The following is a 12,384-nucleotide window of genomic DNA, read 5'->3' as shown; positions in this document are numbered from 1 at the left end:
TATGTCCTCACTCATCAATGGCTTTGACGGCGATGGAACCGTGACGGTCAATCGCGTCGTCCTGCGACCGGAGTTCACCGTCGATGACCTGGAAATGCGGGTCGCCGAAATGTGCGAGAACGTCAAGACATATCACTCCGATACGGGCTTCATCGGTGGCTTCGTGGTCTTGAACACCGGACAGATTTCCAACGAAGGATCCACTGTCGGCCAGGCCGTCGCCTCGCCGCTGAAGGATCGCGAGGCGCTCATCGTTACCTTCTGGAAATCGCTCGAAGAACATGAGCAGAGCCATCGTTCCGCGACCTTCCAGCCGCTGTTCCGGCATGTCCTCGAACTTTGCGAGAACGGCAACGAGGAGATTGCCTATCGCATGCTCTGGTCCGGTCACGCCTACACTCCCGAGGAGGCTATCGAGGCCCGTGCGGCAAAGGAGCGTTACTTGAAGGTAGCCTAGGCGCCGCCGAGACAGGCCGCACCATTCACGAACTCACGGCCACCGCCTGCTCCGCGGCGCTCAAGGGTTCGAACCACCCGAACTGCCTTTCGAGTACATCGACGGTCGCTTCCGAGGCATCGCCGCTGCGCGCCAGCAGGCGCCGACGCAGTTCTTCCGGTGGCGCCTCGGTGGCGAGGATGCTGAAGCCGACGCCGAGTTCCGCCGCCAGTTCCGCAAAGCGGTCGCGCTCGGCGCGCTTGAGGAAGGCGGCATCGACGATCACCGGCCAGCCGGCAAGCAGCAGTTCGCGGCTTAGTGCCTGCAGCCGGGCATAGGTGCGCGCCGTCGCTTCTGGCGTATAGATTCCGCCGTCGGGCGGAGATCTGCTGCTTTCCCCCGCCGCCAGGCCGAACAGGCGTTTCCTCTCGACATCCGAGCGAATGCGCAGCAGACGGCCCGCCTCGGGCCGTTCGGCGTCGAGCAGCCGGGCGCTACTGGCCGTGGTCTTGCCCGAGCCCGACAGGCCACAGGTGATGGCAAGAGTCGGCGCCGGCGGCACGGCGATTTTCCGCGCCAGATCGAGGTAGCCGCAGGCTGTGGCGGTTTCTCCGGCTGCCGCCGCTTCGTCCTCCTGCCGCGCGCGCAGCGCGGCGATCTTGGCTCGCACCACCGCGCGATACACGGCGTAGAAGCGCAGCAGCTTGATCGCCGCGAAGTCCCCGCCTGCTTCCAGCCAGGCATTGAGAAATGCCGCCGCAAGCCCGGGTCGGCCATGGTCGAGCAGGTCGATCCAGACGAAGGCGATTTCGCTGATCGGGTCGTTCCAGCGGAAATCGTCATTGAACTCGATGCAGTCGAAGGCGGTGACATGGCCGTCGATCAACACCAGATTGCCCAGGTGCAGGTCGCCGTGGCCTTCGCGGATGCAGCCTTCGCGCTTGCGCGCGGCAAAGTCCTCGGCACGTCGGGCGAACTCGGTTTCGGTCCAGGACGCGAGCGCTTCGATGCGGGGCTGCTCGGCCCGGGGCAGCAACTGACGCAGTTCGACGAAGTTCTCGCGCGCGGTTTCGGCGATCCGCGCCGGCTCGCCGAAACGGCTGCCAGGTTGAGCGATCGGCGCGGCGGTATGGAATGCATACAGGCTCGCCGCGAGCTGTGCCACCTGTTCAGTCCGCAGTGCGCCGCGTGCCGCGACATGGTCGAGCCGCCCCGCCTCGTCGAAGCGGCGCATGCATACCATCCACTCGATGGCCGGCTCGGCGCCGATCCGTGGGCGCTCCGGGCTGCCGCCTATCGGCACGACGTCGAGGTAGAGCCCCGGCGCGAGGCGCCGGTTGAGCTGCAATTCGGCGCGGCAACAGTCTTCCCGTCGTTCCAGGCTGCCGTAGTCGAGAAACGGCAGGGTGACCGGCTTCTTGATCTTGTAGGCGAGATCGTCGGCCAGCACCAGCCACGAGGCATGCGTCTCGACCAGATCGACCCTTGCCGGCGGCTGGGGAAAGCCCTGCCCGGCCAGCAAAGCAGCAATCAGGGGCGGGTAGCTTGCGGACATGGCGCCGATTATCGCGCCGTGGCAAGTCCGATGCCATGGGTTCGGTTAGCGCTTGCACGGCCAGATATAGGCACTTGACACAAACGAACGATCGTTCTATAAAGCGGCCATGGGCAAAGGCGAACAAACACGGCAGGCCATACTCGACGAGGCTTTCTCGCTGGCGAGTTGCGTCGGCGTCGGAGGCCTGAGCATTGGCATCCTGGCGGAACGGACGAAGATGTCCAAGAGCGGATTGTTTGCCCACTTCGGTTCCAAGGAGGAGCTGCAGCTTGCCGTGCTGCGCGAGGCGCAGCAGCGTTTTGCCGAAGTCGTGCTGCGGCCGGCGTTTCGCCAGCCGCGGGGCGTGGCCCGGCTGCGAGCGATTGTTCTCAACTGGCTGGACTGGACGCGGGTGGCCAATCTGCCCGGGGGTTGCGTGATCAATGCCGCTGCGGCCGAGTTCGACGACCAGCCCGGCGCCCTGCGCGACGAGGTGCGTCGAGGCTTGATTGCCTTGCGCCGCACCCTGGTCGAAACCGTGGCCAAGGCGGTTGAAGCGGGCGATCTGCGGCCGGATACCGATCCTGAGCAGCTTGCCTTTGAACTGGAAGGGATTTATCAGGTGGCGCAGCAAAGTCGGCGCCTGTTGAACGACCCGGACGCGGACCGCCGGGCGCTCTTCGCCTTCGATCGACTGGTCCGCGACTATGCCGTGGAGCGCGGCAAGGAGTGATCATGGAACTGAATCTGACCCCTGCTTTTTTTTGGCCCATTAATAGCACGATCGTTCGCTCCTTTAAGTTCAGGCTCGGTCTGGCCGGGCGGCGCACGTGGTATCGCTTGCTATGGCGGCTTGCGCCGGGAAAGGCCATCGAGTCCGGCGTGCGCCAGTTGCTGACGCCGCCCAGGCACCAGTTTCCGGATGCCGAGCTGCGCCTCATGGAAGATGCCAGCCTGCTGCCGGTGCCCATGGTCACCGGCCGCCTGATTGGCTGGCGCTGGGGGCGGGCACGCGACCCGGTGGTGGTGCTGGTGCACGGCTGGGGCGGGCGCGGCACCCAACTCAGGGCCTTCATCGCACCCCTGCTGGCACGCGGTCTATCGGTCGTGGCCTATGACGCGCCGGGGCACGGCATGACCGGTGGCGCCGAGTCCTCGCTGCCGCATTTTTTGCGCGCGCTGGAGACCATGCTGGACCATCTGGGGCACGTACATGCGCTGATCGGGCACTCGATGGGCGGTGCGGCGGCGGCGATGATCATGTCGCGTCGCGCCGCCGGCGTCGAACGCGGCGTACTGATTGCCCCGCCGGCCAGCCTGAGCGATTCGACCCGCCGCATCGCCGACGCCCTCGGTTGGACGCAAGCCCTCGCCGCCGCCGTGCAGCGCCGCATCGAATACCATTTCGGCCTTGCCTGGAGCGAATTCGAGGCCGAGCGCAGCGGCGGTCGCCAGGAGCTGTTGGTGATCCACGACGGCAAGGACAGCGAAGTTCCCATCGCCCACGGACTGCGCCATGTCCGCGCCTGGCCCAGGGCACGCCTGCTCCAAACCACCGGCCTGGGACATCGCCGTTTGCTTGCGGACCCGACCGTCATCGCCGCCACGGTGGACTTCCTCGCCGGAGAGCGGCCGTGAGCGCGCGCCACCCCTGGGCGATGCTAGGTGAAGGCTTCCGGATACGGCCAGCAACGCAGGCGGACCACCCCGCGCTGGCCGGCCTGATCCGGCAGATGGACAAGTCCGGCCTCTATGAACGCCATTTTGCCCACGGCGATGCGCCCAATCAGGCGCTCTTGCAGCGCCTTGCGGAGGCCGACGGACGCGACCGGGTGGTGCTGCTGGGAGTCGGCGCCGACGGCACGGCGATAGCGCACGCCGAAAATGTCTCCGTGGCGACGGTTGCGGAATTCGCCCTGATGGTGCTGCCGGCCTGGCGCGGCCGGGGGCTTGGCCAGGCCTTGCTTGCCGCCCTGCTGGAGATCGCCGTGCGCAGCGGCCAGAGCCGACTGCACGGGCTGATCCAGGCCGGCAACACGGCGGCGATCCGGGTGGCGCGCGGGCAGGGCTTCACCGTCGGGATCGGCGACGAACGCACGACCGTGATAGTCTCGTGCCACATTGCGCAGGAGCGAACGGCCGATCCGACCGTGCCGCAAACCGGCGCCAGCATCACGATCCCGATACCCGTCCGCCATGACCCTGACCGAACTGCGCTACATCGTTGCCCTGGCCCGTGAACGCCACTTCGGCCGCGCCGCCGATAAATGCAATGTTTCGCAGCCGACGCTCTCGGTGGCGGTGAAAAAACTGGAAGAGGAACTAGGCGTGGCCCTGTTCGAGCGCGGCACGGGCGAGGTTCGCCCCACGCCTATCGGTGCCGACGTGGTGGCCCAGGCCGAAAAGGCCCTGGCCGAAGCCGCGCGCGTGGCCGAGGTCGCCGCCGCCGGCAAGGATCCCTTGAACGGCCCGCTGCGTCTGGGCGTGATTTACACCATCGGCCCCTGGCTGCTGCCCGCGCTGGTGCCGCGAGTCAGGGCGCGCGCGCCGCTAATGCCGCTGTACATCGCCGAAGGCTACACGGAGACGCTGCTCGAGCGCCTCAAGGCCTCCGAACTCGATGTGCTGGTGCTGGCCCTGCCGGTCGGCGAGCCCGGACTGGTCGTCCAGCCGGTCTACGAAGAGGACTTTCGCACCTTGGTGCCGGCCGGCCACCCCTGGGCGACGGCCAAGACCCTGCGCCCGGAGCAACTGCTCGACGAACCCTTGCTGATGCTGGGCGCGGGCAATTGCTTTCGTGACCAGGTGCTCGATCTTTGCCACCGTGCCAGCCAGGGCGAATCGCCGCAGGTGCTGGAGGGCAGCTCGCTGGAAACCATCCGCCACATGGTGTCCTCCGGCGTCGGCGTGACCGTGATGCCATCGAGCAGTGTCGATGGCATTCCGGCCGACGATCCACTGCTGCGCGTCAAGCCTTTCGTCAAGCCCAGCCCGACACGGCGCGTGGGGCTGGTCTGGCGCTCGAGCTTCCCGCGCCACAAGGCCATCGATGTGATGCGCCAATCCGTGCTCGACTGCCGCCTGCCCGGAACCCGGGCAATCCATTGAGCAATAGTCGAGCGCTATCGGGGCAGTGAAAAAAATCAATTAGAACTTGTAACACGCCTGGGCTAAATTGCAATCAGGGCAAGAGGCGTCACGCCCTTTGACTCGGGCTTGCGCGACGGCGCGACCCTTTCCATTCAACGTTGAGGAGAAACACCATGGCAGGACTCAAGGGATCCAAGACCGAAGGCAATCTGAAAGCCGCGTTTGCCGGCGAATCGCAGGCGAATCGGCGCTACCTGTATTTCGCGAACAAGGCTGACGTCGAGGGCTATGCCGATGTCGCGGGCGTTTTCCGCAACACCGCCGAGGGTGAGACCGGCCACGCCCACGGCCACCTCGAATACCTCGAGAAGTGCGGCGACCCCGCCACCGGCCTGCCCTTTGGCGCGACCGCGGACAACCTGAAGTCGGCCATCGCCGGCGAAACGCACGAGTACACCGACATGTACCCGGGCATGGCCAAGACCGCGCGCGAAGAAGGCTTCGATGAGATCGCCGACTGGTTCGAGACGCTGGCCAAGGCCGAGCGCTCGCACGCCAACAAGTACCAGAAGACGCTGGACAGCCTGAACAGCTGATAAAGGCCCGCGGACGGCGGCGGTGTTCCAGCCGCCGTACCGCCAGCGCCGACTCCCGACCCCGACGCCCTATCCCCCGAAAAGTAACGCTCAAGGAAGGACGCCATGCGCGAAGGCAATCTCGAAGCACCGACCCGACACGTCATCGACTGGAAGAACCCCGCGTTCTATGACCAGGCCGCCTGCGAACAGGAGATGGAACGCATCTTCGACATCTGCCATGGCTGCCGCCGCTGCATCTCGCTGTGCAATGCCTTTCCGAAGCTCTTCGACTTCATCGACGAGGCGGGCGACGCCGAAACCGCCGGCGTGCCCAAGGAGAAGTTCTGGCAGGTCGTCGACCAGTGCTACCTGTGCGACGTCTGCTACATGACCAAGTGCCCCTATGTGCCGCCGCACCAGTGGAACCTGGATTTCCCGCACACCATGTTGCGCGCCAAGGCGATCCAGTACAAGACGGGCAAGATGAAGTTCCGCGACAAGCTGCTGACATCGACCGAGCTGGTCGGCACCCTGTCTTCGATCCCGGTGGTGGCGCAGGTGGTGAACGCCGCCAACCGCAATGGCCCGGCGCGCGCCGTGCTTCAGAAGGTGCTCGGTGTCGACGCCCGGCGCCAGTTACCCGAGTTCGACTCGGCCAACTTCCGTGCCGACGCCACGGCCAGCCATAACCACCCGGTCAAGGATGGCGCCAACACGCCCGGCAAGGTCGCCGTGTTCTCCACCTGCTACGTCAATTACAACGAGCCGGGGCTGGGCCATGACCTGCTCAAGCTGCTCGAGCACAACGAAGTGCCCTACGTCGTGGTCAAGGGAGAGACCTGCTGCGGCATGCCCAAGCTGGAACTGGGCGACCTGGAGACCGTGGAGAAGTACAAGGAACGCAACATCCCGCTGCTGCACGATCTGGCGCAAGCCGGTTACGCCATCGTCACCCCGGTGCCGTCCTGCACCCTGATGTTCAAGGCCGAGCTGCCGCTGCTGTTCGCCGATGACGCGCGCTGCAAGGCGGTGGCGGCGGCGATGTACGACCCCTTCGAATACTTCGTGCTGCGCAACAAGGACGGCCTGCTGAAGACCGATTTCAAGGTGCCGCTGGGCAAAGTGTCCTACCACATCCCCTGCCACTCGCGGGTGCAGAACGTGGGCAGGAAGACCGAGGAAATGCTGAAGATGACCGGCGCCGAGGTGAACACCGTCGAGCGCTGCGCCGGCCACGACGGCACCTGGGGCGTCAAGGAAGAGTATTACGAGCTGTCGATGAAAATCGGCAAGCCGGTGTTCAAGGCCATGGCGCAGAACGAGCCGGACTACGTCAGTTCCGACTGCGCCATCGCCGGCCGCCACATCCTGCAGGGCATGAACGAAGCCGGAGCCGCCGGGCGCAAAGAGAAGCAACATCCGCTCACGCTGCTCAGAATTGCCTACGGAATCGAATAAATGGAAACCGCAATGACCATCACCCGCGACTCCCTGATGACCCTCGAAGCCTATGCCAAGGCGCGCACCTCCATGCGCGAGCAGGTCATGGCGCAGAAAAAGCTGCGCCGCGTCAAGCTGGGCGAAAACATCCTGCTGATCTTCGAGAACGAACTGCTGATCCGTTACCAGATCCAGGAAATGCTGCGCGTCGAGAAGATCTTCGAGGAAGACGGCATCCGGCATGAACTGGAATCCTACGTGCCGCTGGTGCCCACCGGCAGCAACTTCAAGGTGACGATGCAGATCGAATACGCCGACGAGAACCAGCGCCGCACCATGCTGACCAAGCTCAAGGGCGTCGAGGACCGCGTCTGGGTGCGCATCGACGGCCACGATCCGGTATTCGCCATCGCCGACGAAGACCTCGAACGCGAGAACGAGGAAAAGACCTCGGCCGTGCATTTCCTGCGCTTCGAGTTTTCCGCCGGCATGATCGCCGCCGCGAAGAGCGGCGCCGCGATCTCGGTGGGCGTCGACCACCCGGCCTATACCGCCAACACCGGCGCCCTGCCGGAAGCGGCAAGGGCGTCGCTGGCTTCCGACCTGCGCTGAGGCCGAAAAGTCGGCGCCGGTGACACGGCGCGCTTTGCCGCAGCGCAGCTTTACGCGCATCGCGGATTCGGTCTCAAACGCCATGGCGTCTGCAGGGCGAGCCAACTCCAATGGTCGCAGGTATCACTCCGAAAGTCGGCGCCGGCAGCACGGTGGTCACTCCGTCGGGTACCTCAATCCCCCACCTTTGACCCTGATCAACTGATTTTTCAGGCCTTTCGTCTACACTCGCGCCCTCTTTTTGGTGGGGGCAGCAATGGCCAAACCTCAACTGGTGTGTCCGGCAGGTAGCCTGGCGGCGCTCAAGGCGGCGGTGGACAACGGCGCTGACGACGTCTATCTGGGTTTTCGCAACGACACCAATGCGCGCAACTTCGCCGGGCTGAACTTCGACGACAAAGCCCTCGCCGAGGGCATCCGTTACGCCCACCAGCGCGGGCGCAAGGTGCTGGTGGCGATCAACACCTACGCCCAGGCCGGGCGCTTCGCCGACTGGACAGCCTCGGTAGACAAGGCGGCCGAACTCGGCGTCGACGCCGTGATCATTGCCGACCCGGCGGTGCTCGACTACGCCGCGCAGGCGCATCCGGACATGCGCCGCCACCTTTCGGTGCAGGCCTCGGCGACCAGCTACGAAGCGATCAACTTCTGTCGCGAGAAATTCGGCATACAGCGCGCCGTGCTGCCGCGCGTGCTGACGCTCGCCCAGGTGGAGAACGTGATCCGCCACACCGAAGTCGAGATCGAGGTGTTCGGCTTCGGTAGCCTGTGCGTGATGAACGAGGGCCGCTGCTGGCTGTCGTCTTACGCCACCGGCGAGTCGCCCAATACCGTCGGCGCCTGCTCCCCGGCCAAGTTCGTGCAGTGGGAGAAGAAGCCGACCGAGATGGACGTGCGGCTCAACGGCATTCTCATCGACCGCTACGGCAATGACGAGAACGCCGGTTACCCGACGATCTGCAAGGGCCGCTTCGAGGTCGCCGGCGAAACCTATTATGCGATGGAGGAACCGGCCAGCCTTAATGTGGTGGAGATGCTGCCGGAGATTATTCGCATCGGCGTCTCAGCGATCAAGGTCGAAGGCCGCCAGCGCAGCCCGACCTACGTCGCCCAGGTCACGCGCAACCTGCGCCAGGCCATCGACGCCGCCGTCGCCGCGCCCGACAAGTTCGTCGTGAAGCCGGCCTGGATGGCTGAACTGGGCAAGGTCGCCGAGGGTTCCCAAATTACTTTGGGCGCCTACAACCGGCCGTGGCGCTAGGTCACATGCAGATAACACTCGGCCCGCTGCTCTTCTTCTGGCCCAAGGCCGAGGTCATGGAGTTCTACGCCCAGGCGGCGCAGCATCCGGCCATCGATCGCATCTACCTGGGCGAAGCCGTATGTTCGCGCCGGCAGCAACTGCGCACTGCCGATTGGATCGGGCTGGCCAAGGACTTGCGCTCTGCCGGCAAGGAAGTGGTGCTCACGGCGCAGGCCCTGCTCGAATCGGAAAGCGACCTCAAGGCCATGCGCCGCCTGATGGCGGATGCCGGCGGGCTGGTCGAGGCCAACGACCTCGGCGCGGTGAAAATGGCACAGGATGAGGGCCTGGGCATCGTCGCCGGGCCGCACCTCAACATCTACAACGAACGGACCCTGGCCTTCTTCGCCGGCCAGGGTGCGCAACGCTGGTTGCCGCCGCTGGAACTCGCCGGCAACATCATCGAGACCCTGCACGCGTCGCGTCCGGCCGGCATGGAGACCGAGGTGTTCGCCTTCGGCAAGCTGCCGCTGGCCTTCTCGGCGCGCTGCTTCACGGCGCGCCACTACGGCCTCAACAAGGACGACTGCCAGTTCAAGTGCCTCGACCATCCCGACGGCATGTTGGTGGATACCCGCGAGGGGCAGCATTTCCTGACGCTGAACGGGATCCAGACCATGTCGGCGCAGACCCACAGCCTGCTCATGCAGATGCCGCAACTGCTGGCGCTGGGCATCGAGGCCGTGCGCATCAGCCCACAGGCGACGCACACCTTCGACATCCTCGACGCCTTCGACCGGGCGCGCAAGGGTGAGCCGGTGGAGGACAATGCGGCCTGGGCTTCGGCGGGGCTGGTGAACGGCTTCTGGTTCGGCCGCGCCGGCACCGCGCACCAGGCGGCATGAGAGGCAGACCATGGCAAATCCGCTGAAACTTCCGACGATTCCCCCCTTCGCACTGCCTACGTTGGTGGCCCGCCTTGGGGCGCGCCTGCCACAATGGCCGCATTCGCTGAACCTGGCGTTGGCGCTGAATGCCGCGAAAAAGCTCGGCGTGCTGCCCGAGGACAGCCTGCGGGAACTGGAAGGCCGGCACTTCCGCGTGACCGTGCTGGACACCGGCATGGTGGCCGATTTCGCCTATCGCCAGGGTGCCTTTCGCCCGGTCTTCGTTTCCTCCGGCCAGCCCGACCTGCACTTCACCGCGCGCCTCTCGGCCTTCCTGCAGATGGTCAGCCGCCAGGAAGACCCCGACACCCTGTTCTTCAATCGCAGCCTATCGATCGAGGGCGATACCGAGCTCGGCCTGCGCGTCAAGAACATGCTCGACGCGCTGGAATGGCCGCGGCTTTCCTGGCAGGGCCTGCGCCCGACCTTCCTCAAGCCCTGAGAGGCCACTCGATCGACCAGCGCGACCCCGGTTCGAGGACAAGCTCCTGGCGGGGGTGGAACAGATCGACCGCGAGCACCCACGCCTGTTCGATATCGCGGCGTGCAGCAGCGGCAGCCTGGGCGCCGACGCGGCCGCCTGACCCGAACTGGAAACGCATCGCAACCAGCACGAGCACTTTCGGTCTGTTCGCGCAGCGGCGGCAACCGGGCTGAGCCTTCACCCCACCGCCGAAGCCGGAACGGTTTTCCGCTGGCGAGCGCATGCGCCAGCCGCTAAGATGGCGGTTGGCGATTTCATGTTCGAGGATGGCAATGAAGAAATGGCAATGCATCGTTTGCGGCTGGGTCTATGACGAGGCCCTTGGCGACGAAACCCACGGCCTGGCGCCGGGCACGCTCTGGGCCGACGTACCCGACAGCTTCGTCTGCCCCGAATGCGGCGTGCCGAAGGCCGATTTCGTCATGATGGAAATCTGACGTCGCATTGAATTGAAAAGTCGGCGCCGGCGGCACGGCGAAAGTAATTCCGGCGCCACGGGCGGCCTGTGTTACAGTCCGCCCCGCTTCACCTCCCTAGCGACCGCGCCCCAGTCTGCCGGTCGTGCCTAAACGGCGACATTCAGTCCCTCGAAGGTTTACACCCCATAGAAGTTTCCGCCCAGATTGGCCTGCACGTTTGCGGGGGTCGGCTTCAGAGGTAATCAACATGCAGTTCTCCGAACTCGGCCTGTCGGCCGAGCTCCTGCGCGCCATTGGCGAGCAGGGCTACACCACGCCCACGCCTGTGCAGCAGCAGGCCATCCCCCACATCCTCGCCGGCCGCGATCTCGAAGCGCTGGCCCAGACCGGCACCGGCAAGACCGCCGCCTTCGTGCTGCCCATCCTGCAGCGCCTGACCGCGGTGCACAGTGGCCCAACCAGCAGCCCGCTGCAGAAAGTCACCCACACCGCACCGCGCGTGCTGGTGCTGGTGCCGACGCGCGAGCTCGCCGCCCAGGTGCTGGAGAGCGTGCGCGTCTACGGCGCCCACACGGGGCTGCGCAGCCTTGCCGTGTTCGGCGGCGTCGGCATCAATCCGCAGATCCAGACCCTGCGCCGCGGCATTGACATCCTGGTTGCCACGCCCGGCCGCCTGCTCGACCACCTCGGCCAGCGCACCGTCGACCTGTCGAAGGTGCAGACCCTGGTACTCGACGAAGCCGACCGCATGTTCGACATGGGCTTCATCCGCGACATCCGCCGCATCATCGAGCGCCTGCCGAAACAGCGGCAGAACCTGATGTTCTCCGCCACCTTCGCCGCCGAGGTGCGCGAACTGGCCCACACGGTGCTCAAGGACCCGGCCATGGTCGAAGTCGCGCGCCGCAACGCGCCGGCCGAACTGGTGGCACACACCGTGATCAAGGTCGACCAGGACCAGAAGCGCGACCTGCTGCTGCATCTCTTCGCCGCCCACGGCTGGCACCAGGTGCTGGTGTTCTGCCGCACCAAGCACGGCTCCGACGCGCTGGCGCGCAAGCTCGAGCAGTCCGGCGTGCGCACCGCCGCCCTGCATGGCAACAAGTCGCAGAACGCCCGCACCCGCGCGCTGGCCGATTTCAAGGCCGGCAAGCTCGCGGCGCTGGTCGCTACCGACATCGCCGCGCGCGGACTCGACATCGACTCCCTGCCGCGCGTGGTGAATTTCGAGCTGCCCAATGTGCCCGAGGACTACATCCATCGCATCGGCCGCACCGGCCGCGCCGGCGCCAGCGGCGAGGCGCTGTCCTTGGTCAGCAGCGACGAGCGCATCCAGTTGCGCGACATCGAGCGCCTGCTGAAACGCGAAATACCGGCTTCGGTCATGCCCGGCTTCGAACCGCAGCACAATCATTCGGTGCCGCGTCCCGCCGCTGGTCGCCCGCCGGCGCAGAAGCCGGCGCCGGCACGCCTTGAGTTTACCTGTAAAACTAAAATCACAAACAGATGATAGTTTATATCTACCGTTAACCGTTGGCAATAAATGGTTTTATAATACTGTTACAAGTGGTGGTTTCCCGACAGTTTATGGCCATTTT

At 65.4% G+C, this 12,384-nt stretch carries 15 protein-coding genes; 13 read left to right on the top strand and 2 right to left on the bottom strand.

Going from position 1 to position 12,384, the window contains the following annotated elements:
- Position 1: 1 nt before the first annotated feature.
- Positions 2-457 (top strand): ligand-binding protein SH3, encoded by a 456-nt coding sequence (locus J0M27_RS11420; protein ID WP_294991452.1) that lies wholly within the window; start codon positions 2-4, stop codon positions 455-457.
- Positions 458-482: 25 nt separating this feature from the next.
- Here the strand turns inward: J0M27_RS11420 and J0M27_RS11415 are convergent, their stop codons facing one another.
- Entirely contained in the window at positions 483-1,991 is a 1,509-nt protein-coding gene (locus tag J0M27_RS11415) for a bifunctional aminoglycoside phosphotransferase/ATP-binding protein (protein ID WP_294991449.1), read from the bottom strand.
- Positions 1,992-2,100: 109 nt separating this feature from the next.
- Between J0M27_RS11415 and J0M27_RS11410 the strand changes: the two genes are divergently transcribed.
- From J0M27_RS11410 to J0M27_RS11365, 10 genes are all read left to right on the top strand, one after another.
- Positions 2,101-2,706 (top strand): TetR/AcrR family transcriptional regulator, encoded by a 606-nt coding sequence (locus J0M27_RS11410; RefSeq protein ID WP_294991447.1) that lies wholly within the window; start codon positions 2,101-2,103, stop codon positions 2,704-2,706.
- A 107-nt stretch (positions 2,707-2,813) separates the two neighbouring features.
- Positions 2,814-3,611 carry an alpha/beta fold hydrolase gene (locus J0M27_RS11405; protein ID WP_294991445.1) on the top strand — a complete coding sequence of 266 codons (798 nt, stop codon included), beginning with the start codon at positions 2,814-2,816 and terminating at the stop codon, positions 3,609-3,611.
- Complete coding sequence (locus J0M27_RS11400) at positions 3,608-4,213, top strand: GNAT family N-acetyltransferase (RefSeq protein WP_294991443.1); 606 nt, start codon at positions 3,608-3,610, stop codon at positions 4,211-4,213. Before J0M27_RS11405 ends, J0M27_RS11400 begins: the two co-directional genes overlap by 4 nt.
- Positions 4,170-5,081, top strand: a complete 912-nt coding sequence (locus J0M27_RS11395; RefSeq protein WP_294991440.1) for a hydrogen peroxide-inducible genes activator — start codon at positions 4,170-4,172, stop codon at positions 5,079-5,081. The genes J0M27_RS11400 and J0M27_RS11395 overlap by 44 nt, the downstream gene beginning before the upstream one ends.
- Positions 5,082-5,236: 155 nt before the next feature.
- Positions 5,237-5,659 carry a rubrerythrin family protein gene (locus J0M27_RS11390; RefSeq protein WP_294991437.1) on the top strand — a complete coding sequence of 141 codons (423 nt, stop codon included), beginning with the start codon at positions 5,237-5,239 and terminating at the stop codon, positions 5,657-5,659.
- Between the two features lie 105 nt (positions 5,660-5,764).
- On the top strand, positions 5,765-7,099 hold the full coding sequence (locus tag J0M27_RS11385; RefSeq protein ID WP_294991435.1) for a heterodisulfide reductase-related iron-sulfur binding cluster: 1,335 nt from the start codon (positions 5,765-5,767) through the stop codon (positions 7,097-7,099).
- A 12-nt stretch (positions 7,100-7,111) separates the two neighbouring features.
- On the top strand, positions 7,112-7,693 hold the full coding sequence (locus tag J0M27_RS11380) for a DUF3501 family protein (protein ID WP_294991434.1): 582 nt from the start codon (positions 7,112-7,114) through the stop codon (positions 7,691-7,693).
- A gap of 256 nt (positions 7,694-7,949) precedes the next feature.
- On the top strand, positions 7,950-8,954 hold the full coding sequence (locus J0M27_RS11375; protein ID WP_294991431.1) for a peptidase U32 family protein: 1,005 nt from the start codon (positions 7,950-7,952) through the stop codon (positions 8,952-8,954).
- Between the two features lie 5 nt (positions 8,955-8,959).
- Positions 8,960-9,841: a U32 family peptidase gene (locus tag J0M27_RS11370; RefSeq protein WP_294991429.1), complete on the top strand. Its 882-nt coding sequence runs from the start codon at positions 8,960-8,962 to the stop codon at positions 9,839-9,841.
- A 10-nt stretch (positions 9,842-9,851) separates the two neighbouring features.
- Positions 9,852-10,325 (top strand): SCP2 sterol-binding domain-containing protein, encoded by a 474-nt coding sequence (locus J0M27_RS11365; protein ID WP_294991426.1) that lies wholly within the window; start codon positions 9,852-9,854, stop codon positions 10,323-10,325.
- Here J0M27_RS11365 and J0M27_RS11360 read toward each other — a convergent pair.
- A complete protein-coding gene (locus J0M27_RS11360; protein ID WP_294991423.1) occupies positions 10,315-10,659 on the bottom strand; it encodes a hypothetical protein in 345 nt (114 codons plus the stop codon). The two genes, J0M27_RS11365 and J0M27_RS11360, sit on opposite strands and share 11 nt — an antisense overlap.
- Between J0M27_RS11360 and J0M27_RS11355 the strand changes: the two genes are divergently transcribed.
- Both J0M27_RS11355 and J0M27_RS11350 read left to right on the top strand, forming a co-directional pair.
- Complete coding sequence (locus tag J0M27_RS11355) at positions 10,640-10,804, top strand: rubredoxin (RefSeq protein ID WP_294991421.1); 165 nt, start codon at positions 10,640-10,642, stop codon at positions 10,802-10,804. The two genes, J0M27_RS11360 and J0M27_RS11355, sit on opposite strands and share 20 nt — an antisense overlap.
- A 229-nt stretch (positions 10,805-11,033) precedes the next feature.
- Positions 11,034-12,296 carry a DEAD/DEAH box helicase gene (locus tag J0M27_RS11350; RefSeq protein ID WP_294991418.1) on the top strand — a complete coding sequence of 421 codons (1,263 nt, stop codon included), beginning with the start codon at positions 11,034-11,036 and terminating at the stop codon, positions 12,294-12,296.
- The last annotated feature ends 88 nt before the right edge of the window (positions 12,297-12,384 follow it).

The sequence above is a fragment of the Sulfuritalea sp. genome (assembly GCF_017302275.1).
In the GTDB taxonomy this organism is placed as follows: domain Bacteria; phylum Pseudomonadota; class Gammaproteobacteria; order Burkholderiales; family Rhodocyclaceae; genus Sulfuritalea.
This window is presented reverse-complemented; position numbering and strand designations above follow the sequence as displayed.

Excerpts from the sequence above, each read along its gene's own strand:
- J0M27_RS11420 (WP_294991452.1), top strand. The coding sequence starts at position 2 with ATGTCCTCACTCATCAATGGCTTTGACGGCGATGGAACCGTGACGGTC.
- J0M27_RS11415 (WP_294991449.1), bottom strand. The coding sequence starts at position 1,991 with ATGTCCGCAAGCTACCCGCCCCTGATTGCTGCTTTGCTGGCCGGGCAG.
- J0M27_RS11410 (WP_294991447.1), top strand. The coding sequence starts at position 2,101 with ATGGGCAAAGGCGAACAAACACGGCAGGCCATACTCGACGAGGCTTTC.
- J0M27_RS11395 (WP_294991440.1), top strand. The coding sequence starts at position 4,170 with ATGACCCTGACCGAACTGCGCTACATCGTTGCCCTGGCCCGTGAACGC.
- J0M27_RS11390 (WP_294991437.1), top strand. The coding sequence starts at position 5,237 with ATGGCAGGACTCAAGGGATCCAAGACCGAAGGCAATCTGAAAGCCGCG.
- J0M27_RS11385 (WP_294991435.1), top strand. The coding sequence starts at position 5,765 with ATGCGCGAAGGCAATCTCGAAGCACCGACCCGACACGTCATCGACTGG.
- J0M27_RS11380 (WP_294991434.1), top strand. The coding sequence starts at position 7,112 with ATGACCATCACCCGCGACTCCCTGATGACCCTCGAAGCCTATGCCAAG.
- J0M27_RS11375 (WP_294991431.1), top strand. The coding sequence starts at position 7,950 with ATGGCCAAACCTCAACTGGTGTGTCCGGCAGGTAGCCTGGCGGCGCTC.
- J0M27_RS11370 (WP_294991429.1), top strand. The coding sequence starts at position 8,960 with ATGCAGATAACACTCGGCCCGCTGCTCTTCTTCTGGCCCAAGGCCGAG.
- J0M27_RS11365 (WP_294991426.1), top strand. The coding sequence starts at position 9,852 with ATGGCAAATCCGCTGAAACTTCCGACGATTCCCCCCTTCGCACTGCCT.
- J0M27_RS11355 (WP_294991421.1), top strand. The coding sequence starts at position 10,640 with ATGAAGAAATGGCAATGCATCGTTTGCGGCTGGGTCTATGACGAGGCC.
- J0M27_RS11360 (WP_294991423.1), bottom strand. The coding sequence starts at position 10,659 with ATGCATTGCCATTTCTTCATTGCCATCCTCGAACATGAAATCGCCAAC.
- J0M27_RS11350 (WP_294991418.1), top strand. The coding sequence starts at position 11,034 with ATGCAGTTCTCCGAACTCGGCCTGTCGGCCGAGCTCCTGCGCGCCATT.